Source organism: Streptomyces sp. NPDC059455 (genome assembly GCF_042750115.1).
In the GTDB taxonomy this organism is placed as follows: Bacteria; Actinomycetota; Actinomycetes; order Streptomycetales; family Streptomycetaceae; genus Streptomyces; species Streptomyces endocoffeicus.
In genome coordinates this window covers 1-21,162 of record NZ_JBHYVB010000086.1, presented here as the reverse complement: position 1 = coordinate 21,162, position 21,162 = coordinate 1, and the positions used below count along the sequence as shown (strand labels likewise).

23 protein-coding genes and 6 pseudogenes are annotated in these 21,162 nt (G+C 69.6%); 11 read left to right on the top strand and 18 right to left on the bottom strand.

The genetic code is table 11. The annotated features are described in order from the left end of the window. Positions 1-9: 9 nt before the first annotated feature. Complete coding sequence (locus tag ACFXB5_RS27735; RefSeq protein WP_385212539.1) at positions 10-1,116, bottom strand: hypothetical protein; 1,107 nt, start codon at positions 1,114-1,116, stop codon at positions 10-12. Positions 1,117-1,211: 95 nt separating this feature from the next. Between ACFXB5_RS27735 and ACFXB5_RS27730 the strand changes: the two genes are divergently transcribed. The 4 genes from ACFXB5_RS27730 to ACFXB5_RS27715 all read left to right on the top strand — a co-directional run bounded on the left by ACFXB5_RS27730 (position 1,212) and on the right by ACFXB5_RS27715 (position 3,942). Continuing rightward, positions 1,212-1,664: a DUF4442 domain-containing protein gene (locus tag ACFXB5_RS27730; RefSeq protein WP_385212537.1), complete on the top strand. Its 453-nt coding sequence runs from the start codon at positions 1,212-1,214 to the stop codon at positions 1,662-1,664. A gap of 254 nt (positions 1,665-1,918) precedes the next feature. After that, positions 1,919-2,587 (top strand): DedA family protein, encoded by a 669-nt coding sequence (locus tag ACFXB5_RS27725; protein ID WP_385212535.1) that lies wholly within the window; start codon positions 1,919-1,921, stop codon positions 2,585-2,587. Positions 2,588-2,683: 96 nt separating this feature from the next. Continuing rightward, positions 2,684-3,226, top strand: a complete 543-nt coding sequence (locus tag ACFXB5_RS27720; RefSeq protein WP_385212534.1) for a gamma carbonic anhydrase family protein — start codon at positions 2,684-2,686, stop codon at positions 3,224-3,226. Between the two features lie 23 nt (positions 3,227-3,249). Next, complete coding sequence (locus ACFXB5_RS27715) at positions 3,250-3,942, top strand: GAF and ANTAR domain-containing protein (protein ID WP_385212532.1); 693 nt, start codon at positions 3,250-3,252, stop codon at positions 3,940-3,942. Between the two features lie 150 nt (positions 3,943-4,092). Here ACFXB5_RS27715 and ACFXB5_RS27710 read toward each other — a convergent pair whose 3' ends face one another. The 5 genes from ACFXB5_RS27710 to ACFXB5_RS27690 all read right to left on the bottom strand — a co-directional run bounded on the left by ACFXB5_RS27710 (position 4,093) and on the right by ACFXB5_RS27690 (position 8,929). After that, positions 4,093-4,977: a cytochrome c oxidase assembly protein gene (locus ACFXB5_RS27710; RefSeq protein ID WP_385212530.1), complete on the bottom strand. Its 885-nt coding sequence runs from the start codon at positions 4,975-4,977 to the stop codon at positions 4,093-4,095. Then, on the bottom strand, positions 4,977-5,531 hold the full coding sequence (locus tag ACFXB5_RS27705; protein ID WP_385212528.1) for a DUF2243 domain-containing protein: 555 nt from the start codon (positions 5,529-5,531) through the stop codon (positions 4,977-4,979). Before ACFXB5_RS27705 ends, ACFXB5_RS27710 begins: the two co-directional genes overlap by 1 nt. A 177-nt stretch (positions 5,532-5,708) precedes the next feature. Next, positions 5,709-6,485 (bottom strand): VOC family protein, encoded by a 777-nt coding sequence (locus ACFXB5_RS27700; RefSeq protein WP_385212526.1) that lies wholly within the window; start codon positions 6,483-6,485, stop codon positions 5,709-5,711. 73 nt (positions 6,486-6,558) lie between these two features. Continuing rightward, positions 6,559-7,911, bottom strand: coding sequence for an aromatic acid exporter family protein (locus ACFXB5_RS27695; protein ID WP_385212524.1), 1,353 nt, complete (start codon positions 7,909-7,911; stop codon positions 6,559-6,561). A gap of 151 nt (positions 7,912-8,062) precedes the next feature. After that, positions 8,063-8,929 (bottom strand): EamA family transporter, encoded by an 867-nt coding sequence (locus tag ACFXB5_RS27690; RefSeq protein WP_385212522.1) that lies wholly within the window; start codon positions 8,927-8,929, stop codon positions 8,063-8,065. A gap of 107 nt (positions 8,930-9,036) precedes the next feature. Between ACFXB5_RS27690 and ACFXB5_RS27685 the strand changes: the two genes are divergently transcribed. Next, a complete protein-coding gene (locus ACFXB5_RS27685; protein ID WP_385212520.1) occupies positions 9,037-9,609 on the top strand; it encodes a helix-turn-helix domain-containing protein in 573 nt (190 codons plus the stop codon). 49 nt (positions 9,610-9,658) lie between these two features. Further along, complete coding sequence (locus ACFXB5_RS27680; RefSeq protein WP_385212518.1) at positions 9,659-10,213, top strand: YbaK/EbsC family protein; 555 nt, start codon at positions 9,659-9,661, stop codon at positions 10,211-10,213. Positions 10,214-10,228: 15 nt separating this feature from the next. Here ACFXB5_RS27680 and ACFXB5_RS27675 read toward each other — a convergent pair whose 3' ends face one another. The 5 genes and pseudogenes from ACFXB5_RS27675 to ACFXB5_RS27655 form a co-directional block, all read right to left on the bottom strand. Beyond that, positions 10,229-10,636, bottom strand: a complete 408-nt coding sequence (locus ACFXB5_RS27675; RefSeq protein WP_385212517.1) for a CoA-binding protein — start codon at positions 10,634-10,636, stop codon at positions 10,229-10,231. Between the two features lie 203 nt (positions 10,637-10,839). Then, positions 10,840-11,931 (bottom strand): annotated as a pseudogene (locus ACFXB5_RS27670) (integrase core domain-containing protein). Between the two features lie 104 nt (positions 11,932-12,035). After that, a pseudogene (locus ACFXB5_RS27665) lies at positions 12,036-12,562 on the bottom strand (SLC13 family permease). Next, a complete protein-coding gene (locus ACFXB5_RS27660; protein ID WP_385212581.1) occupies positions 12,463-12,744 on the bottom strand; it encodes a hypothetical protein in 282 nt (93 codons plus the stop codon). Before ACFXB5_RS27660 ends, ACFXB5_RS27665 begins: the two are co-directional and overlap by 100 nt. A 62-nt stretch (positions 12,745-12,806) precedes the next feature. Beyond that, positions 12,807-13,019: pseudogene (locus ACFXB5_RS27655) on the bottom strand (flavodoxin family protein); the annotation flags it as partial. A gap of 21 nt (positions 13,020-13,040) precedes the next feature. Between ACFXB5_RS27655 and ACFXB5_RS27650 the strand changes: the two are divergent. Next, the gene (locus ACFXB5_RS27650) at positions 13,041-13,247 is read left to right on the top strand and encodes a TrkA C-terminal domain-containing protein (protein WP_385212515.1); all 207 of its coding nucleotides are present in this window, start codon (positions 13,041-13,043) and stop codon (positions 13,245-13,247) included. 20 nt (positions 13,248-13,267) lie between these two features. Here the strand turns inward: ACFXB5_RS27650 and ACFXB5_RS27645 are convergent, their stop codons facing one another. From ACFXB5_RS27645 to ACFXB5_RS27625, 5 genes and pseudogenes are all read right to left on the bottom strand, one after another. Beyond that, complete coding sequence (locus ACFXB5_RS27645; RefSeq protein WP_385212513.1) at positions 13,268-14,125, bottom strand: potassium channel family protein; 858 nt, start codon at positions 14,123-14,125, stop codon at positions 13,268-13,270. A 155-nt stretch (positions 14,126-14,280) separates the two neighbouring features. After that, positions 14,281-15,006, bottom strand: a pseudogene (locus tag ACFXB5_RS27640) (potassium channel family protein); the annotation flags it as partial. Beyond that, positions 15,002-15,508, bottom strand: a pseudogene (locus tag ACFXB5_RS27635) (SLC13 family permease); the annotation flags it as partial. The pseudogenes ACFXB5_RS27640 and ACFXB5_RS27635, both read right to left, overlap by 5 nt. After that, a complete protein-coding gene (locus ACFXB5_RS27630) occupies positions 15,505-15,975 on the bottom strand; it encodes a CBS domain-containing protein (protein WP_385212511.1) in 471 nt (156 codons plus the stop codon). The gene ACFXB5_RS27630 and the pseudogene ACFXB5_RS27635, both read right to left, overlap by 4 nt. Beyond that, positions 15,962-17,239 (bottom strand): cation:proton antiporter, encoded by a 1,278-nt coding sequence (locus ACFXB5_RS27625; RefSeq protein WP_385212509.1) that lies wholly within the window; start codon positions 17,237-17,239, stop codon positions 15,962-15,964. Before ACFXB5_RS27625 ends, ACFXB5_RS27630 begins: the two co-directional genes overlap by 14 nt. 712 nt (positions 17,240-17,951) lie before the next feature. On the opposite strand from ACFXB5_RS27625, the pseudogene ACFXB5_RS27620 reads away from it, so the two are divergent. From ACFXB5_RS27620 to ACFXB5_RS27610, 3 genes and pseudogenes are all read left to right on the top strand, one after another. Beyond that, a pseudogene (locus ACFXB5_RS27620) lies at positions 17,952-18,790 on the top strand (IS5 family transposase). Further along, positions 18,787-18,984: a hypothetical protein gene (locus ACFXB5_RS27615; protein WP_385212507.1), complete on the top strand. Its 198-nt coding sequence runs from the start codon at positions 18,787-18,789 to the stop codon at positions 18,982-18,984. Before ACFXB5_RS27620 ends, ACFXB5_RS27615 begins: the two are co-directional and overlap by 4 nt. A gap of 61 nt (positions 18,985-19,045) precedes the next feature. Next, entirely contained in the window at positions 19,046-19,222 is a 177-nt protein-coding gene (locus tag ACFXB5_RS27610) for a hypothetical protein (protein WP_385212506.1), read from the top strand. 232 nt (positions 19,223-19,454) lie between these two features. Here the strand turns inward: ACFXB5_RS27610 and ACFXB5_RS27605 are convergent, their stop codons facing one another. Next, a complete protein-coding gene (locus ACFXB5_RS27605) occupies positions 19,455-19,898 on the bottom strand; it encodes an SRPBCC family protein (protein ID WP_385212504.1) in 444 nt (147 codons plus the stop codon). 82 nt (positions 19,899-19,980) lie between these two features. On the opposite strand from ACFXB5_RS27605, the gene ACFXB5_RS27600 reads away from it, so the two are divergent. Then, complete coding sequence (locus ACFXB5_RS27600) at positions 19,981-20,589, top strand: TetR family transcriptional regulator (protein WP_385212502.1); 609 nt, start codon at positions 19,981-19,983, stop codon at positions 20,587-20,589. A 294-nt stretch (positions 20,590-20,883) separates the two neighbouring features. On the opposite strand, the gene ACFXB5_RS27595 is transcribed toward ACFXB5_RS27600, so the two are convergent. After that, positions 20,884-21,162 (bottom strand): hypothetical protein (locus tag ACFXB5_RS27595; protein ID WP_385212501.1); only part of this gene is annotated, 279 nt, incomplete at its 5' end.

Genomic DNA, 21,162 nt, shown 5'->3' with positions numbered 1-21,162 from the left:
TTCGGAAGGTCAGGAGACCTCCGACTTCACCGGCCGCAGCGAACTCATGATCTTCTTGATGGTCGAGTCCGGGACCTCTTCCTTGGTGCCCTTGACCGAGTACAGGACCCAGGTGGCGAAGTCGCCGTTGGTGTCCGTGTAGGTCACGGTGACCGACTTGCCGTCGGTGGTGCACTTGTCGGTCTTCTTCACCCCGGTGACGGTGGCCGACGCGGTGTAGCCCTCGAGGCCGTGGGCGCTCTTGAACTTCTTGGCGTCGGTGACCTTACGGGTCCCGGTCTGCTTCTGGTCGAAGGCGGCGAAGACCCAGTTCTCGGCCTCGATCTTGGCGGCCGACGCCTCGCTCTTGGCGCCCTGCGCGCCCTTCGAGCCCGCCCCGGCGGCGTGGCTCTTGTCGACGTAGCCGTCCTTGTCCTTGACCGAGCAGTAGTCCTTCTTGTACCTCGCCGGAGCGGACATGACCACGAGCGGCTTGCCCTTGTCGTCCTCGAAACCGGTGCTCAGGCCCGGCGATTCGATCGTCCAGTCCGGGGGGACGTCGAAGGCGTTGTGCCGCTTGGGGCTGACCACCGGCTTCCAGCCGGGTATGACCGCCTTGACGTCGGTGGTGTCACCGCCGGCGCGCGGGTTGTCCGCACCGCCGCCGCCCGGGTCCTCGGTCGGCTCCTCGGAGGCCGGGGCCGATGTGGAGGCGGGCGCCTTGTCCTTCCCCTTCGCCTCGTCACCGCCGTCGCTGTCGTCCTTGCCCAGGACCAGCACACCGGTGATGGCCGCGGCGGCGACGACCGCGATGGCCGCGACGATGGCGATCGTGGTCGTGCGCTTCTTGTTGTCGCGCGGCGGCCGCGGTGCGCCGGGCGGGCCGGACGGAGTGCCCCACTGCTGGCCGGGCGGACCCTGTGGCGGGCCGTAACCGGGCTGCTGCTGCCCCGGCTGGCCGGACTGCCCCGGCTGCTGCTGGGGCGGCTGCTGATAGGGATTCGGCTGTTGGTACCCCGGCTGCTGATACGGGTTGGGCTGGTTGTATCCCGGCTGCTGGTACCCCGGTTGCTGATAGGGGTTCTGGTCGTGCGGGTTGTTCTGCTCGCCCCCGGGCGGCTGCTGTCCTGGCCACATGGCGAGTAACGATAGAGGGGGCCGAAGACAGCTGCTACGGCTGCCCCTTGAACTGCCCCTTTCCCCGCTTTCTACTGGGTGGTAACTTCCGGGGCATGTCAGAAACCCTGCCCTCCGTCGGTGAGATGCTCGCCGCCACGGTGCCCATGGTGCGCACCCTGAACCTGGAGTTCCGCGAGGCGTCGCCCGAGCGCGCGGTGCTGTGCCTGCCCGACCAGCCCGACTTCCACAACCACGTCGGCGGCCCCCACGCGGGCGCGATGTTCACCCTGGCGGAGTCCGCGAGCGGCGCCATCGTGCTCGCGGCGTTCGGCGATCAGCTCGGCCGTGCCGTACCGCTGGCCGTGCGCGCCGAGATCGACTACAAGAAGCTCGCCAAGGGGCCCGTCACCGCGACCGCCACCCTCGGCCGGCCCGCCGCCGAGGTGGTCGCCGAGCTGGACGCGGGGAAGCGGCCTGAATTCCCGGTGAACGTCGCGATCACACGCGAGGACGGTGCGGTTACGGGCGAAATGTCCATCGTGTGGACCCTGCGCCCCCAGTCCTGAGCCCGACCTCCCCAGCCCTGAGCCCGTCCTCCCCGGCCCTGAGCCCGTCCTCCCCGGCCCTGTGTCCGTCCTCCCCGGCCCTGTGTCCGACCTCCCCAGCCCTGGTCCGTCCTCCCTCCGCCGGAGCCGACGCGAGCGGGAGCACGACTTGGGGATGATGGCGACCGCGCGCTGATTGAGTAGGCTTCCCGACGTGCGCCGCGTCCTGTCCGGCGCACGCCGGGAAGCGGTCGCCACATGGGGAGGAACCGGCGTTGCATATCGAGGAATGGCTCGAGACCGTGCCCGCGGTCAGCGTGTATCTGCTCGTGGGTATCGTCATCGGCCTGGAGAGCCTGGGAATCCCGCTCCCCGGCGAGATCGTCCTCGTCAGCGCGACGCTGCTGGCGGCCTCCCAGGACCACATCAACCCCTACATCCTGGGGACGTGCGCCGTCGCGGGCGCGGTGATCGGCGACTCCATCGGCTATCTCATCGGCCGCAAGGGCGGACAGCCGCTGCTCGCCTGGCTGGGCCGTAAATTCCCCAAACACTTCAGCGCCGAGCACGTGGCCACCGCCGAGCGCTCCTTCCAGAAGTGGGGTATGTGGGCGGTCTTCGTCGGCCGGTTCATCGCGCTGCTGCGGATCTTCGCGGGGCCGCTCGCGGGCGTGCTGCGCATGCCGTACTGGAAGTTCCTCATCGCCAATGTGCTCGGCGGCATCGTCTGGGCCGGTGGCACCACCGCGGTCATCTACTCCCTGGGCAAGGTCGCCGAGGACTGGCTGAAGCGCTTCTCCTGGCTCGGACTCGTGCTGGCCCTGGCCTTCGGGCTCGGCTCGATGCTGGTCATGAAGTGGCGCACCAAGAAGTCCAAGGCGGCGGCGGTCACGGCGGCCGATTCCGAGACCGCCGAGCCGGAGCCGGTCCCGGCCGGGGACTAGGCCGGATCGGTTGAACCGGCTGGGCCGGCTGGACGGAGCTCTGCCGGAGCTGCCGGAGGTGTCGGCCGGGGCGCGGAACGCGAAGGGAACGACCAGGTGGGAGAGACTGTGCGCGCCTTGATCTTCGGCATCGACGGGAAGGAGCCACAGATCGACCCCGACACGTTCGTGGCCCCCACGTCGGTGGTGATCGGCGATGTCGTGCTGGCGGCGGGATCGAGCGTCTGGTACCAGGCGGTGCTGCGGGGGGACGGCGGCCCCATCGTCCTCGGCGCGGACAGCAACATCCAGGACAACTGCACGGTGCATGTCGACCCCGGCTTCCCGGTCTCGATCGGCGCGCGGGTCTCGGTCGGGCACAACGCGGTCGTGCACGGCTGTACGGTCGAGGACGAGGTGCTGATCGGCATGGGGGCGACGGTCCTCAACGGCGCCCGGATCGGTGCGGGGTCGCTGGTCGCGGCCCAGGCACTGGTGCCGCAGGGGATGGACATACCGCCCGGGTCGCTGGTGGCGGGGGTGCCGGCGAGGGTGAAGCGCCCCCTCACCGACGAGGAGCGCGAAGGCATCAAACTGAACGCCCAGGTGTACGCGGACCGGGCGAAGCGGTACCGGGAAGCGCTCAGAAGCGGCGAGTAGCCGGATGTGATCGGATGGTGGTCATGGACTGGGAAGCCTTCGCCGAGCGCATGGCCACCATGGCACGGGACCTGCTGGCGCAGGAGTCCGTGGAGGCCACGCTGGACCGGATCAGCGCGTGCGCGATGGACATCGTGGAGGGCTGCGACGCGGCCGGCATCCTGGTGCTCCACGGCAGCCGAGTGGAGTCCCTCGCCCCCACCGAAGGGCTGGTGGTGCGGTCGGACCGGCTGCAGGAGCGGCTCCGCGAGGGGCCCTGCTTCGACGCCGCCCGCCGACTGGACGGCGAGCGGGTGTTCCGGATCAAGGACTTCACCGAGCCCGAGGAGAGCTGGCCGGCGTTCGTCAGGGAGGGCCGCGAGCTCGGCATCGGCAGCATGATGGGGTTCCTGCTCTACACCGAGCAGGAGAACCTCGGCGCCCTGAACCTCTACTCGCGGCACCCCGCCGCCTTCACCAAGGCCAGTGAGACGGCCGGCTGGCTGCTGGCCTCGCATGCCGCGGTCGCCTTCTCCAGCGCCCGCACCGCCGATCAGCTCCAGCAGGCGCTCCAGACCCGGCACACCATCGGCGAGGCCATGGGCATCCTCATGGAACGCCTGAAGATCACCGAGGACGACGCCTTCGCACTGATCCGGCGGGTGTCCCAGGAGCGGAACGTCAAGCTGCGGGACATCGCCCGGCAGATCTGCGAGAGCGGCGGAATCGACGACTGAGGCGTCGGCCCGAGCCGACGCGTCAGCCGAAGCGGCTCCTTCCGGCCCGCGGTCTGGACCGGAAGGGCCTGGCCACCGTGGTCCCCCGGGGGTCGCTGCGATGACGTGACGGCCAGGTACCCCCGTGGCCTCCAGTGGTAACCCCACCGTTCACCCGGATTTCGGCAGGGCCCGCGGGGCGCGGATCCCCTCCTTCGGCCGCCGCACCGGGTGTACCCGCGACCCGTGCGGGCTCCGGGGCGTCCTCACGGGCCGCCAGGTGGTGACGAGGGCCGCGGCCAGGAGGAGCTCGGCGAGGTCACCGCCGTAGTACATGATCTCCGCACCGCCCCGGACCTCGGCGATCGGGGCGTGCACCTCGACCCAGAAGCCCCCGTACATCAGCTGGGCGATGACGGCGTGGGCTGCGATGGCGACGCCGAGGACCACCAGCCGGGCCGGCACCCCCGGCCGGGCGGGGGCCGGATCGGGACCGGCGATGACATACGCGAACAGCCAGCCCGAGAGCAGGAAATGGGCGTGCGTCAGCCAGTGCCATCCGGGGTGGCCCATGGTGGCGTCGTAGACGGGGGTGAAGTACAGGAGCACCAGCCCGCCCGTGGTCAGCAGCAGGGCGGTGACGGGGTGGGCGAGCAGCCGCGCGGGGCGGGAGCGGAGCACGGCGGTCAGCCGTCGGCCGCGGTCCGGGGGCAGGGCGCGCAGCAGCAGGGTGACCGGGGCCGCGAGCACCAGCGCGAGCGGCGCGTACATCCCGAGCAGCAGATGCTGGGCCATATGGCCGCGGAAGTCCTCATGGGCGAACGGCGCGAGCGGCGGCAGCAGCGCCACGGCCACCAGGACGAGCCCCGCCGCGAAGCTCAGCGACCGCGCGAGCGGCCGGCGCTGGGCGGGGTGCCGGCGACGGGCGCGGCGGACCGTCAGCGCGTAGCCGACGGCACACCCCAGCAGGGCGAGGGCCGGCAGCCATACGTCCAGGGGGCCGCCGCCCCCGCCTCCGCCGTGACCATGGCCGGGATGCGCCGCGCCGCCGCCCATCACAGGTGCCCTGTGGCGGGGGGCGCCTCGGGGCCGGAGGGGGCTCCGCCGCGCTGCAGCAGATAGCCGCCGGCCACCAGAAGGGCGCCCAGGACGAGGAAGCCCGCGTCCCACCACGGCTGCTCCGGGCCGCCGCGGACATGGTGGATGCCGAGGATCTGGTGGTCCAGTACGCCCTCGACGAGGTTGAACAGGCCCCAGCCGACCAGCATCCAGCCCCACAGGACGCGGGAGCCCCACACCCGGCGCCGGTCGTGGGTGACCCGGGCGTAGAGGATGGCCAGCCCCAGCAGTACCGAGATCCAGCACACGGTGTGGAAGATGCCGTCCCACACGGTGTTCATCCGCAGACCGGATACGGTGTGCGGGTTGTAGTACCGCACCCCGATGCGGTCGTGGTTGGTGCTGCTGAGCATGTGGTGCCACTGGAGCAGCTGGTGCAGCAGGATTCCGTCGAGGAATCCGCCGAGCCCCACCCCCAGCACGATCCCCGGCAGCCGGATGACGTGTGACGCGGGCAGACCGGCTGGGGCTTCCTCCGCCGTGGTGGCCATCACCGCTCTCCGTCCTGACGACAGCGTGGTCCCCCGCGCTCTCCGCCTCCACGGCTTCCCGGCCGGACCGGTTTCGTCACGCCCCCGCGTCGTCTTTACGCCATCTCGCCGAGCCGAACCCGAGCCGAACCTGAGCCGAGCCCGAGCCGGACCAGGGTGCCGAGGCAGGCCATCCGCTCAGACGGCGGTGACCGTGAACAGCCCGCCGTCGGGGTCGCACAGGATCGCCTGACGGCCCGTGGCGGAGGCGTCCGGCGGGAGGGCGACCGTGCCACCGGCGGCGCGGGCCGCCGCCACGGCGGCCGTGACATCGGGGACGCGGAAGTGGATGTACCAGCGCGGCCGTACCCGCGGGTCGGGGGCCTGCTCGACGGCGCCGCCGTGGACCACCGCCAGCTTGCGACCCTCCTCGCGCACGATCACCTCGTCGTTCTCGTACTCCACGGAGCAGTTGCCCTCCGGTGACGCCCAGCCGAAGACCTCGCCGTAGAAGAGGGCGGCCGCGAGCGCGTCCCGGGTCCGCAGCTCCAGCCATGCCGGGGCGCCCTTTTCTGGACCCGACGGCCAGCCGGGCAGCGCCTCTCCCGTCCAGAAGCCGAAGACGGCGCCCTCGGGGTCGGCGGCCAGCCCGGCGCGGCGGCCGGTGCCGAACGGGAGCGGGCCGACGCCGACGGTGCCGCCCCGCTCGCGGATGCGCGCCGCGGTGGCGTCCGCGTCCGCCACGGCGAAGAACGGCGTCCAGGCGACCGCGCCCATGAGGCTGTTGGCGAGCGCCCCGACCCCGGCCACCGGCGCTCCGCCGAACAGCGCCGTACGGAACTCCTCACCCAGTCCGGTGGGGCGCCAGGTCCACCCGAGCACCGCGGTGTAGAACTCCTGCGCCGCCCGGAGGCTGGGGGCGGCGAGACTCACCCAGCAGGGGAATCCCGGCCGTGGCCGGCCGATCGGCTTCATGGGCACCACTCCTCACAACTCCGCCCCGACACCACCGCGGGGGACTGCACCGGTGTACCCCGCCGGCCGGGTGCTATGCCCCATCGGTGGCGCGCGGCCAGGTGTCCGGGGCGATGTCGTGCCAGATGTTCTGGGCCTGGATCAGCAGGGTGCCCAGGACGGCGGTGGTGCCGGGGGAGACGTAGCGTTCATCGGTGAGCTGTTTGTGCAGGGCGCCGTGGTGCCGTTCCACGGCCTCCAGCGCCTCGTCCAGTTCGCCGCGCGCGCCATCGGGTCCGCCGTGCGCGCCATTGGGTCCGCCGCGTGTGCCATCGGGTCCGCCGTGCGCGCCATCGGGTCCGCCGTGCGCGCCATCGGGCCCGCCGTGCGCGCCGTCGGGGGTGGCGGGCGCGCCGTCGGGGGTGGCGCGCGTGCCGTCGGGGGTGGCGCGCGTGCCGTCGGGGGTGGCGGGCACATGGATCATTTCGGCCCGGGCCTCGCAGGCCGCCGCGAGATCGCCGAGGAGGCGGCCGTAGTCGCGCAGCGGCTGTTGGTCGGGGGTGGGAATGGAGCGGTTCTCATCGGCGATGTCGACCATCGTGCTGACGACCGCGCCCACTTGGGCGACGATCGCGCTCCACCGCTGGTCCTCGCTCTCGAGGGGAAGCGTCGGCGGCAGCTTCTCGCGCGACTTCCACGGCAGCCCGGGATTGAGCCGGAGGCTCTCATGGCTCCACAGCCGGGCGGATCGCAGGCTCTCCTGCCGCCGCTGGAGCTGGTCGGACAGCCGTCGCCAGTCGGCGGGCGTGTCCTCGGACCAGTCCCCCTCGGCCAGCGCCTCGGCGATGCTCGCCAGTGTCTCCTGGGTCCCGTGCGCCAGACTGCTGAGGTTCTCCCGTACGTTCCGCAGATGAACCGGCGGCAGGATCAGCGCGTTGACCGCGATGCCGATCGCGGCGCCCAGCAGGGCCTGCAGCAGCCGGTGGGAGACGGTGAGGCTGGACACCGGGGCCGAGGTGAGGGTGAACAGCGCGGTGGTGGGACCGTAGATGCCCTGGTCGCCGAGGCGGGGCCAGTTGCTGAGCAGCATCACGACGGGCAGGACCAGGGCCACCGAGATCAGGATGTTCCCCGTCAGGGCCTCGGCCCCCGCCGCCAGCAGCGTGCCCACGGCGATGGCCACCAACTGCTGCAACCCCTTGAACAGCGAGCGGTAGACGGTGGCCTGGACCAGGACCACCGCCACCCACGGCGCCATCAGCGCCACCGGGTCCTTCAACCACCACCCCGAGACCGCCCAGGCGAGCGTGGCCGCTCCGGCCGCCTTCAACGACTGCACGAGCAGGTCCCGTTCTCGCCCCGGCCCCTGCCACGCCCGCGTCGCGGCGTCCACGATCCCCCGGGCCTCGGCCCGCACCACATACATCTTCTCGCATCCGTGCCCCATGGCGTAGTGGGTTCCTGGAGCGCGTCGGCTTATGCATGGCCGGTTGTGCAAGGCCGGTTGTGCAAGGCCGGTTGTGCGTGGCCGGTTGTGCGTGGCCGGGCGGTGGCGGGGCCGCGGTCCGGCCCCCGCCCGGTCCGGGCCGCGGTTCCGCTCAGCCCGTGGCCAGCAGCAGCGTGCCCACCAGGGCGAGCCCGGCGCCCGTGGCCTGGACCACCTGCAGCCGCTCGCCGAGCAGTCCGCGGGCCGCGAGGGCGGTCACCACGGGGTAGAGGGAGGCGAGCACCGCGGCGACGGTGACCGGGCCGTGGTGCGCGGCGAGGTTGTACGTGCCGTTGGCGGCCACGTCGGCGAGGCCCACGAAGGCGAGCGCGGGCAGCGACGCCCACACCACGCCCATCCCGCCCTCGGGCAGCCCGGGGTTGCCGCGCCGTACGGAGACCAGCAGCGCGGCGCCGCCGACCGCCACATTGCACACCCGCTGCACGAACAGCGCGAGGAACAGCCCGGTCAGCGTGTTCGACGCCTCGGCGATCAGCGCCATCACCGAGCCGAAGCCCAGCGCGGCCACCAGGGTGAGCAGCAGCGTCTGCCGCTGGACGGGCGCCCCGCCGGTCTGCGGACCGCTCGCCAGGACCACACCCGCGACCGCCACCACGACCCCCGAGACCTGGAGCAGCCCGGGCCGCTCGCCGAGCACCAGCGCGACGCCGAGCGGCACGATGACCCCGCCGAGCGCGCCGAGCGGGGAGACGACACCCATCGGGCCGAGCGCGAGGGCCCGGTAGAAGCACAGCATCGCGGCCGGGCCGACCACACCGGCCGCCGCGGCGAACCACAGCTGCGGGCCCGCCTCGGACCATCCGCCGGTGGCGACCACGATGGCGCCGAGGACGGTGACCGCGATGATCTGGGAGACGACGACCACGGTGAGCGCGGGTGTGCGCCGGGTGAGCAACCCTCCGCCGAAGTCGGCCAGCCCCCAGAGCAGGCTGGTGGCAAGCGCGAAGAGTGCGGACATGGTGAAACCTCGCCGTACAGTGTGGTGGACGTGGGAGTACAGCCCACAGTAGTTCACTGCACTCGACTACGCCATTCACTATTTTGGACGGATGGACGGACCGGAACGTGACGGACCTCGACCAGCTCACACAGTCGCTCGCCCGCAACCTCAAACGGTGGCGCAACGAACGCGGCTTCACCCTCGACGCCCTGGCGGCCCGCGCCGGGGTCAGCCGGGGCATGATCATCCAGATTGAGCAGGCCCGTACGAATCCGAGCGTGGGCACCACCGTCAAGCTCGCCGACGCGCTCGGCGTGAGCATCACCACACTGCTCGACTACGAGCAGGGGCCCCGGGTGACCCTCGTCCCGCCCGACCAGGCGGTGCGGATGTGGTCCACCGAGGCGGGCAGCTACACCGCGCTGCTCGTCGGCACCGAGGCGGACGGCCCGCTGGAGATGTGGGAATGGCGGCTGATGCCCGGCGACGAGAGCAGCTCCGACCCGCATCCGTCCGGCACGGTCGAGCTGATCCATGTGACGGCCGGCGAGCTCACCCTGGTGATCGGCGGTGAGACCCACACCGCCCCGGTCGGCACCTCCGTGGCGTTCGAGGCGAACACCCCGCACACCTACCGCAACGACGGGACGGACCCGGTGGAGATGACCATGGCGGTGTCGGTGCCGCCCGCGCGCTGAGGCCGCCGGCCCGGCCCTCGTGCCCCGCTCCGACTGCTACTTTGGCGGCATGAGTACGCCGATGGATGCCTTCGACGAGGTCCGTCCCGCCGTCGAGTGCCTGGACCTGCTGACCACTCCCGTCGCCGAGGCGCTGCGCACCTGGCGCGGCTCGGAACCGGTGGAGCGGGTGCTCTTCGTGGACACGGACCCGGACAAGGCCGACACCGCCGTGCTCGTCGAGAACTACGGCTCCTGGCTGCTGGAACAATCCGCCAACTGCGTGGTGGTCGCGGGCAAGCGGGGCGGCGAGACCACTCTGGCCGCCTGCCTGGTCCTGGCCCACACCCGCGCGGACGTCAACGGCGTGGTGCGCCGCCACCTCGGCGCGCGCAAGGCGTCGTTCGCCCCGATGGACACGGCGACGGGCGAGAGCGGCATGGAATTCGGCGGCATCACCCCGATCGGGCTGCCCGCCGACTGGCCGCTCCTGGTGGACGCCGCCGTGGCCGACATCCCGTACGCCCTCATCGGCAGCGGCGGCCGACGCGGCAAGCTCATCGTGCCGGGCAAGCTGCTCGCCGGCCTCCCGGGCGCGGTGGTCCTGGAGGGCCTGGGCGCCTGACGCCGCCTGAGGCGCTCAACCCAGCCGGGGGATCTCGATGGCCGGGCAGCGGTCCATGACCATGGCGAGCCCGGCGGCGCGGGTGCGGTCGTACGCTTCCGGGTCGATGACGCCGAGCTGGAACCAGACGGCCTTGGCGCCGATGGCGACGGCCTCGTCGGCGACGGGGCCCGCCAGGTCGCTGTTGACGAACACGTCCACGACATCGACTTCGATTGGAATTGCAGAGAGTGTCGGGTATCCCTGCTCGCCGTGCACTGACTCGGCTTTGGAATGTACGGGTATGACCCGTTTGCCGTAACGCTGGAGAATCCCGGCGACCCCGTAGGCCGCGCGCTGCTGGTTGGAAGACAGGCCGACTACCGCCCAAGTGTTTCCCAACTCTGTGAGGATCTTGCGGACCGTCGCCGCATCGCCGTACATGCTTGCCTCCTGCGGGTACGACAGACAACCTGTTTGCCACAACGGGCATCACATTCCAGGCATTCCCAAGCACCGGGGTGATCGAAGAAGACGCCGTGGCCGGATCGCTCCGGCGTCCAGGGAGTGCATCTGCCTGGGCAGAACCCTGAGCCCCCGGGCTGGGCGGGATGGCCCTGCGGGTGCCGATAAATCATCCGTGCGGTTCACGCCGTGTGCTGGTATTCGTGGAGGGTTCCGCCGAGTCGGTCTCGTCTGTGGATTTCCAGATGAACGAGTTGGGCTTGTTGGGTGACGGGCGTGGGTAGTGGGCGGCATGGGGCCGCCTGTTCCAGGGTCCTGTGCGGGCGGTGCTCGTTGTAGAAGGATTCGTACTCGTGCAGGGCGTGGAGAAGGTGGTTCTGGTTTCAGATCAGGGTCCGGTCCAGAAGTTCCCTGCGGCAGGTCTGTATCCAGCGCTCCATGCGTGAGTTCATCCGTGGTATCCGAATGCGGGTGGTGACGACCTTGAGACCGGCATCGGTCATCAGGGCGTCGAAGGCGGCTGTGAACTTTGTGTCGCGGTCGCGGATGAGGAACTTCGCCTTGCTGCCCGCGTCTTCGAGGTCCATGAGGAGGTTGCGTCCGAGCTGCACGATCCACTCCGCGGTGGGGTGTGCGGTGGCGCCGAGGATCCTGATGCGACGGGTGGTGTGCTCGATGACGGCGAAGGCATACAGGCGCGCTCCCGTCAGAGTGTGGACTTCGAAAAGATCGCAGGCGAGAAGAGCCTTGGCCTGGCTGCGGAGGAAGTCGCCCCAGGTGGTGCTCTGCCGTTCGGGGGCGGGTGGGATGCCGTGCTCGCGGAGGATCTCCCAGACGGTGGAGGCGGCGACCTTGATCCCCAGTGCGGCGAGTTCGCCGTGGATCGGTCGATATCCCCACGAGGCTTTCTCCCGGGCCAGGCGCAGGGCCGAGGCGCGGATCGATCGGATCGTGCGTGGGCGTCCGCGTCGCTTGGGTACGCAGGTCGCGGCATGGCGCCGCCTGAGCAGGTCGCGATGCCGGCGCAGGGCCGTGTCGGGGCGGACCAACAGCAAAAGGTGCCGCAGTCTGTCTTTGGAAAGGTGGTGGAGCAGGCCGGCGAGGATGGCACGGTCGCTGTCGGTGAAGGTCGGCTTACCGACCCGGCGTTGCAGGACCAGCAGTTGGTGCCGGAGTACGAGGATCTCGACGTCCTTCTCCCTGTCGCTCGTCGGCAGGAGCCGTAGGAACGCCAGGGCGTTGGTTGCGGCGAGGTAGGCCAGACGCAGCAGCACGACAGATCATGATGCCGCCGGGGCCCTGCGTAGATGAAGACCCCGGGGTGAACATCAAGGAGCGCCGAAGAGCCGTGATCAGGCCCTCGACCTGCGCGGATGATTTATCGGCACTCGCAGGTGACGACCAGGCCGTACCGGGTGAACTGCCAGAAGGAGATGGGCTGGCGGTTGCGTTCGGCGATGCCGAGGACGACGACGTTGGCCGAGGCGCCGATGGCCGTGGCGTTGCCGCCCAGGTCGGCGCCGAGGGCCAGCGCCCACCACAGCACGTGGACACCGTCGCCGCCGTCGAAGCCGTGGGCCAGGTCGGCGGTGATGGGGGCCATGGTGGCGACGTAGGGAATGTTGTCGACGACCCCCGACAGCACGGCCGAGCCGAACAGCAGCAGCATCACCGCGCCGAGTTCGCTGCCGCCGGTGGCGTCCGCCAGCGCGCGGGAGATCTCCCCGATGACCCCGGTCTCGATGAGCGCCCGACCATGATGAACAACCCGGCGAAGAACGCCAGGGTCGGCCACTCGACCTCGCTCAGCGCCCAGCCGGTCTCCACCTTCGAGACGGCGATGAGCAGCCCAGCGCCGAGCAGGGCCACGACACTGGGCGCGTAGTGCAGCACCGGATGCGCCACGAATCCGAAGACGACCAGGGCCAGGACGGCCAGGCCCTGGTACAGCCGTGGTACAGCAGCCGGTGGTCGCGGATGGCCTCGCGTTCCTCCAGCGCCATCACCTCCGCGGCCCGCTCCTCGTCGTACACCAGCGCGTTGCGGAACATCACCCGGCACAGCAGCCGGTCGGTTCGCTCACCCACCAGACCGTGTTGAGCGCCCTCCACACGCCTGCGCCGCCAAGCCGTATCTCTCCTCTGGCCGCTCAGCGGGGCTCGGGGTTGGGGAAGGCCGGGCGACAGCCCGCGTCCCACTCGGTGCGCCGGTTGCCGTGTGCCGGAATGCCGTCCGCGCGTTTGAGCACCGCGGCCAGATGCATAAGGTTCCACGTCATGAACGAGGAGTTGCGGTTGGTGAAGTCGTTCTCCGGCCCGCCCGAGCCCGGATCCAGGTATGAGGGCCCGGGGCCGGCCTCCCCGTCGACGACGACTTCGCCCTGGTGAAGACGATCGCGCCGAGTGCGGTGCGGGGTATTCCACTCGGTGAGAGCAGGCTGCGCAGCAGGTATGGAGTGACGGTCGTGGGCATCAAGCCCATGGACAACGATTTCACTCACGCGACGGCCGACACGGTCGTCGAGAAGGGTGACGTCATCATCGTCACCGGAAAGACCGCCGCTGTGGAGGCGTTCGCCGAACTGAGCTGAGCCAAGCCGCCGGGCGGGAATCACGCTGGGCCAAGGCCGTTGTGATCCCTGGCGTAAGCTCGAAAGATCTCATACACGCTGCCGCCCGTATGCAGGAAACGCTGGTCGAGGACGGCGGCCAGATCTTCGAGCGCGACGGTCAGGACGGCTGCGGAGGCCCGGACATCGGCGTGCCCAGTGGCACGGATGGACTGGCCCAGTTCAGCGGCGTAGCTGATGGTGTGGGCCAGGGAGGTGTCGCCGAGCCCGTCGTGGAAGCAGTATGACTCGGCGTACTGGAGGAAGTCCACGTGCACGCGAGCGACGTCGGCGGCCAGCCCGTCGAGGAGGGCGACAGCGGAGGCGGTATCCAGAGATTCCTCGGTGAGGTGGGCGCGGCGCAGATGTGACAGACGCAGCGCGAGGGCCCGCCGACGTGTGAGGGCCGGATAGATGCCGAGGACCCAGGAGACGGTGGCGGTCAGCAGAGCGAAGCCGACGAGGGCTTCCAGCGGAGCGACGATGCGCAGCCATCCGACTGTGGGGGTGATGTCGCCGAGACCGAGAGTGGCCAAGGTGACCAGTGAGATGTACAGAGCGTCCACCGGTGTCGAGTGCTCCATCGGATCCAGGCCTCTGGCGAAGGAGAAGCCGTAGGGCATGTGCGGCCAATAGACCAGCGCCCACCCGATGGCCACTCCGCAGGCCCACATGGCCACCACCACGACCATGCCGAGCGGCCCCGCCAGACCTGCGGCCCGCCGACGGGGGCTCAGCCGCGATGACAGCCGCCACAGGCCGGTCATGACCATCCTGCTCAGTCCCCCGTGCCGGGTCGGGTGCCACAAGGTGTGGAACACATCGCGAAGGATGAACATCACGGTTGCCGCACCAGCCATGGTGATGATCCAATTCATACGATCTCCGAACGCTGCCGCACCTCCTCAGCATGCAGCCCCCTCTGCTGTCACTGGATGAGGACAAGCCGTATGACCATCATTTGGAGGGGAGCAGAAGACCGGTCGGACGCCTGCGCGGTCCTCGGCGGCGTAGATCAGCTGCCGCCGAGGAGTTCGCCCAGACCCTGGCGGGTGGTGGCCAGCACCACGCGGTCGTGCGGCTTCAGTACATAGCCGGGGTGCAGGTCCCACACCAGACCGGGCTCCCGGTCGGCGCCGTCGTACGGGAGCGCCGCGGCGAGGTCGCGCTGCCGGTCCGCCGGTTCCGCCGCGTCGAGCGCGATCACTCGCCAGGCGCCGGGCTTGAACGCTTCGGCGACCGTGCGGTCCTCCAACTGCGGATGGCCCGCGACGTGCAGTGCGGCGAAGAGCAGCACTGTGCGTTCGACCGGTATGGCTCCCAGGACCTGGCGGCCCATCATGGCCCCGGCGAAGGCTGGGGCGGCGAGTGTGGAGACACTGCGGCTGCGGGTCAGGGCCCGGGGGTGAGCGGCGCGCAGGGTGCGGTAGACGGCCGTGGCGAAGTGATCGTCGTACAGGCGCAGTGCCACCCGCAGTCCGGGTTTGACCGAGCGGGCGTACAGCGTCGCCTCCAAGTTGGTGATGTCGGAGCTGGTCAGCGCGAGCAGCGCATGCGCCCGCCGGATCTTGGCGGCCTCCAGAACGCCTTCCTGGGTGACATCACCAACGACGGTCGGCACCCCCAGCCGCCGGGCGAGCGGGATGCCCCGCGCTTCGGGGTCCTCCTCCACACACACCACAGGGATGTCCAGCTCACGCAGTCGCGCCAGCACACGAGTGCCCACCTTGCCGAGGCCGAGCTGCGATGATGATGTTCGGCGGGTCACCGACGAGCGTCGCGGTGCCGCCGATGTTGGACGCCATCACCTCGGCGATCAGGAACGGCGCCGCGGGCAGCGAGAGGCGCTCGCACACCAGCAAGGTGACAGGCGCGACCAGCAGCACGGTGGTGACGTTGTCCAGCAGCGCGGAGGCGGACGCGGTGATCACTATCAGCATCGTCATCACGCGGAAGGGCTTGCCGCGGGCGCGTTTGACCGCCCAGATCGCCAGATACTCGAACAGGCCGGTCTGCCGCAGCACCCCGACGATCGCCATCATGCCGAGCAGCAGGAAGATGACGTTCCAGTCGATCCCGGAGCGTTCGTCGAAGAAGGCGGCCTTGTCATCGGTGGCACTGATCGTGAGCATGGCCGCCGCCCCGGCCAGGGCGGCGGCCGTGCGGTGCACGCGCTCGCTGATGATCGCCACGTACGCGATCACGAAGACCGCGATCGCCGCCCAGCTGTGCCAGTCGCTCATGTCACCCCAAGAAGACGTTCCAGCAGATGCGCGGCGGTGATCACGCCGAGCAGCCGGGAGCCGCCGCGCTCCCCTCGCTCATCCCGTTCCACCACCGCGATCAGCGGGCTGCGTTCGCGCGCCATCAGCGCCGCGACCTCCAGCGCGGTGTCATCCGGGTCCGCGACCGGCGGCTTGTGACGTTCCCGGGGCAGGCAGTCGGCCACCCGCCGTCCCGTCAGCGCCTGGCACAGCCGGTCCGCGTGCGGCTCATCGACCACCGCCGCGAGCGTGGGGTCTTCGATCACGTAGCCGGGCACGAGCAGCTTGACCAGGGCCGACCCGGGCAGCACGGCATAGGGCTCCGCTCCCTCGTCCATCACCAGCACCCCGGGCAGCCGCTGCTCGGCCAGCAGACGGGCCGCGTCCAGCGCGTCGCTGTCCAGACGCACCGACGGATATTCCACCGCCAGATCACGTGCGCGCATTGCCGTCCTCCTTCATCCGGGCCGCGGGCTCCGCGGCCACCGCAGTCCGCTTCCCCTTGCGCTCGTCGTCATTGTCGTCATCCGGTATGCCGACGAGGTCCTCGACATCGAAGAGGCGGGCGACGGGCACATCCGTACTGCTGTGGGCGGCGATGGAAAAGGCGATGCACACCGCGATCAGGGTGTATGCCTCCTGGCCTTGCGGGATGCCGGACTGCAGCACCAGCAGCCCGTAGACGACGGAGGCGAAGCCCTTCGGGCCGAACCAGGCCGCCGCCAGCTTCTCCCGCCGGTCGAAACGCGTGCCGATCAGCGAGATCAGCAGCGACGCAGGCCGGACCAGAACGATCGCCAGCACCACGGCGACATATCCGCCGGCCGACAGGTCACCGAACAGGTGCGGCGTCAGCAGCGCCCCGAACACGAGCAGCGCCGCGAACTTGCTCAGCTCCGCCAGCGCCTCCCCCAGCGGCTCGAAGGCGTCCCTGGACTCCGGCGACACCGAGGCGAGCACCGCGCCCGCGGAGAATGCCGCCAGGTACGGGTTGGCGTGGGTGAGGTGGCACGTCGCGTAGAGGATCACCCCGGCCGCCAGCGGCAGCAGCGGCTGGAGCTTCGGCTCCGCACCCAGCAGCCGGAACCGTACGAGCCCGTTCACGGCCAGTGGCAGCACGATGCCCAGCGCCAGACCGCCGACCAGCTCCAGGGCGATCTTCGACAGCGACGCCTCCGCCGCATCCGAGGCCGGCCCGGCCGCCGCGATCAGCACCAGCACGACCGGCAGCGCCAGCCCGTCGTTGATCCCGCTCTCCACGTTCAGCAGCTGCCTCAGCCGCGCGGGAACCTCCTTGCGGCCCACGATCGCCGACGCGAACACCGGGTCGGTCGGCGCCAGCACGGCCCCGACCAGGAAGGACGTCGTCCAGTCCAGACCGGCCAGGAAATGGGTGATCAGCGCCATCCCCACAAACGCCAGCGGCATCCCGAGCCCGAGGGCACGCGCCGGATTCCGCCAGGCGCCGCGCAGGGATGGGAACGAGACGTGCATGCCGTCGGTGAACAGCACCGCGAACAACGCCAGATCGGCCGTGACCGAGACGATCGGGCTGGCCGATGTGATGTGGATCAGGCCAAAGGCCCCGTCACCGACGAGTGCGCCCGCAACGAGGAAGAGCAGCGAGGTGGAGAGTACGGACCGGGCCGCCAAGCCCGAGACCAGCACCGCGATGAGGAGTGCGACGCCGAAAACAGCGATGAGCACCATGGGTTGTTCCGCCCCCGATCGGCAAAGAGAGTGATCCCCTGTTCGCCGACCAGACTTCCCGGCACTCCGTCAGGCACCTGACAGGATCCTGACGCGTTCACTATGGAATCTTGATCCCGGGCCGTATCGGACCGTGGCAGAGCCGCCCTGTACCCCGAGCGGGACGGTCATGGTGTTGCCGGCGCTCGCGCTCGTCATCGTGCATGGCCGCAGCCCGATCCGCGTCGGGGTGCCTCTCGTGCCGCGCTGCTCATGCGGTCACCTGTTCAGGTCACGGCGACCGAAGCAAACGGTGCCCAGCGCCAACGAACGTGACCGCGGAAACGCCGAGGACCGCGGCATCGCCCCACTGGAAGCCGTATGCGAGGGGCTTTCCGTCGATGTAATAGTGAAAGGGGACAGGTAGGCGAGCCAGTCGGCGTCGATGTGAGCGGCGAAGGTGTGGGCGGCAGGAGGTCGAGTTGCCCGGACTCCTCCTCGCTCGCGATGGCGCGGGACCCGGTGGCAATGCCGTAGTTCATGGCGAGCAACGGCAGGATCAGGCCGAAGACGCTGGCCTGGAGGTAGCCGGCGGCGGTGGCGTTGACGTGCAGGGCATCACGCATGGCCTCAGAGGGCGGTATGTGACGTGATGCCGCGTTTGTTGTCGCTGGAACGTGTGGCACAGGCGTATCGGGGCTGATCGGGCTGTCCTGCCGTGCTGGTGTTCCTCGTGAGCGACCGCCAGCCCTACAAGAGCGACTTATCCGACGAGCGGTGGGCCCTGATCGAGCCCGTCATCGCCTCCTGGAAGGCTCAGCATCCCTCCGTCAGCGGCCACCAAGGCGCCTACGAGATGCGGGAGATCGTCAACGCCCTGCTCTACCAGTCCCGTACCGGCTGCCAGTGGGACTTACTCCCCCACGACCTGCCCCCGGTCGGAGCGGTGAAGTACTACTTCTACAAGTGGCGCGACGACGGCACCGACCAGACCATCCACGACCTGCTGCGCTGGCAGGTCCGCGAGAGCCGGGGGCGCAGGGCCGACCCCAGCCTGGTGGTGCTCGACACCCAGAGCCTGCACGCGGCCGCCGGGGTGCCCGCCGACACCACCGGAACACCGGAAGGGATGCGGCAAAAAAAGTCCCGGGCCGCAAACGCGGCCTGGCAGTTGATGTTCTCGGTCTGGTGATCGCGGTGGTGGTGCCGGCCGCGTCCGCGCACGACAACGCCGCCGGCATCGCCTTGCTGGACAAGGTCGCCGCCGACACCGACACGGTGCACAACACCCTGGTGGACCACGGGTTCAAGACCGCCGTCATCGACCACGGGCAGAAGGTGGGCATCGACGTCGAAGTCGTCGAGCGCAACCCGGCAACCAGCGGGTTCGTCCCGCAGCCCAAGAGATGGGTGGTGGAGCAGACGAACGGGATCATGATGCTGCACCGCAGGCTGGTACGGGACTACGAGCACCGGCCCACCTCCGCCGAGTCGAGGGTGTACTGGGCCATAAGCGACCGGATGGCCCGGATGCTCACCTCGACCTCCACCCCTACCTGGCGCGGCGCATGAGCGGCAGCGAGCTGACCTTGGGAGCGGTACTGGCGCACCTGGAGGAGCAAGAGCGCGAGATCGCCGCGCAGGCCGAGGCTACGCGGGTAAGCATCGCGGAACTCGCGGCGCAATTGGAGGAGTTCGACCGGGTCGCCGAGGAGGTCCGCATCACCCGCAAGACTCACCCGCAAGACGCTGCTGGCGCTGCCTGATCCATCCCCGCCGGCGCCGCCGGCCGCGAAGCTGCCGGACCATCCGGCCTACCGGCAGATCATGGCGGTGTTCGCCGCGGCCGGCGCCCCGCTGCGGGCCCGGGCGGTCTGCGGGGCGATGGATCTGGAGATCGCGCCCAGCAACGTCAACAACGTCCGGCTGAAGCTCAAGTGGCTGGCCGGGCGCGGGATCCTGATCGAGACCGAGCAGGGGTTGTTCACCCGGCCACGGCCATAACCGCCCAGCGCTCCCGTGACCAGACCGCTTGCCCCAATCGAAAGGGCAAACCTGCGCCGATCACCGGTCCGGAGCAGATCGCCAGCCTGGACATACGAAGACGCGAGCGCCTCGGCGCCATCCTCCACGAATACCGGCATGCCGCATGACCTGGGCGGATGAAGTTCTGGCAAGCGCACCGTTCTGCCGATTCAACGCTCGGCATAGATCACGAAAGAGGTGGAACGGGCAGTCATGCCTCCACGCGGCGTTTCAGCGTCTGATTGAAGGCTTCGAACCCCTCGTGGCCTCCGCGCGGCCCTTCTTTGACCAGCCGGGCCAGCAACCCGCTGAAGGTCTCCCGGTGAGTCAGCCTTGTCCCGCCGCCGGGGAGGTCTGCGAGCACGAATTCGTGAACACCGGTGTAGATCGCATGGGGCAGCCAGGCGGCGCCGGGAATCACGGCTGCCCACGCCAGCCTGACACCCGGTGTCGCCTCAAGGACAGGTACGTCCACTACGTAAGGCTTTCTGCCGGGCGGCCCGAGGACGAGTCGTAACCGGTTGCCGACTTGGGCATGTCCGTCGAGTTCCTGGATGTACGTCGTCCACGTTGGATAGCGCGGAAAGTCGGTGAGCACATCCCACACCCGCTGCGGGCTCGCTCCTACGTCCACTACTGCTTCGATCGTTCGCATGCCACGGAACGTAGCCCTCTTTGAATCAAGTACAAATATGCATCCAGTTCAAATTTATGTCAGTGACGGCTATGCTCCTGACGTGCACACCGAAGCCGGCGACTCGCGCGAGGTCGGACTGCGAGCCAGCAAGAAGGCACTGACTTGGCGGACGATCCGCGCCACAGCCCTGACCCTGTTCGAGGAGCGCGGGTTCGACGCAGTCACCATCGACGAGATCGCCGCTGCGGCCAACGTCGCACGTGGGACCTTCTTCAACTACTTCGAAAACAAAGAGGCGGTCGTCGTCACCTACGGCGCGAACGAGGCCGAGATCCAGCGCCGCCTGATGGAGCAACGGCCGACAGACGAGTCACTGTGGGACTCGTTGGTGGCGATCATCCTCGGCTACCTCGACGAATTCGAACCGCAGATCGTCGTGCACCTGCGTCTCAAGAGCGGCTCACCCACCCTGTCCCGATCCGCTCGACCGATGACTCAACGACTTGTGGCCGACCTGCGAACCTGGGCGCTCGAACGCCATTCCCACTTGCCCGAGCCGGAGATCATGCTCTTGATCAACGTTGCGGTCACCGCCCTCGGGACCGGTGTCCACTACTGGCAGACCGACCAACCCGCCGCAGACAGGATCGCCATGGTGCACGCCTTGTTGGACCACGTCGGCACTGGCCTGGCAGCTACCCGTAGGTGACTTCGCGTGTCAACATGCCGCGTACCGAGAGTCGATACACAGACGGGCGACCATGCCGTCCAGCGCCGCGTTCCGCCTGGTCCACGGTCAGGCCCTAGGCGTGCTTCACCGAGATCCAGGCGCGGCCGTGGGTGCAGCAATAGAGGGCCGGTGGCCTCTTCAAGCGGATTCTCCAAGCAGCCGGCCTGCCTCGACGGTGCACCCAGGGCGCGATCGACGGCTGGGGGAACGGTCAGGGTGTGCCACCACTCCTACGTAGAGAGCGAAACGGACATCGGCTCACGTACCACCCTCTCAGGCAAGCTTGCCGTGTTGTTCTTCTGCGAGGGGTAGGTGGAGGCGTACAGCATTCCGACGCGAACTCATCGGCATGTCGCCCAGGCGCTGCGACGCCGCCTGGTCCTGCGTACCGGTAGTTCGTTGAATTCGGCGGTAGAGGTCAATGCCGTGTCCGGTGGTGACCGCGTCGATCAGGGCTTGGAGCTCGGAGGGTGGGTCGGTGTCCGTCCGGGCTCGCCACCATCGGGTGAGGGTGGTGGCGGGGGTGAGCCAGGAGCGGATGGTTCGTAAGGC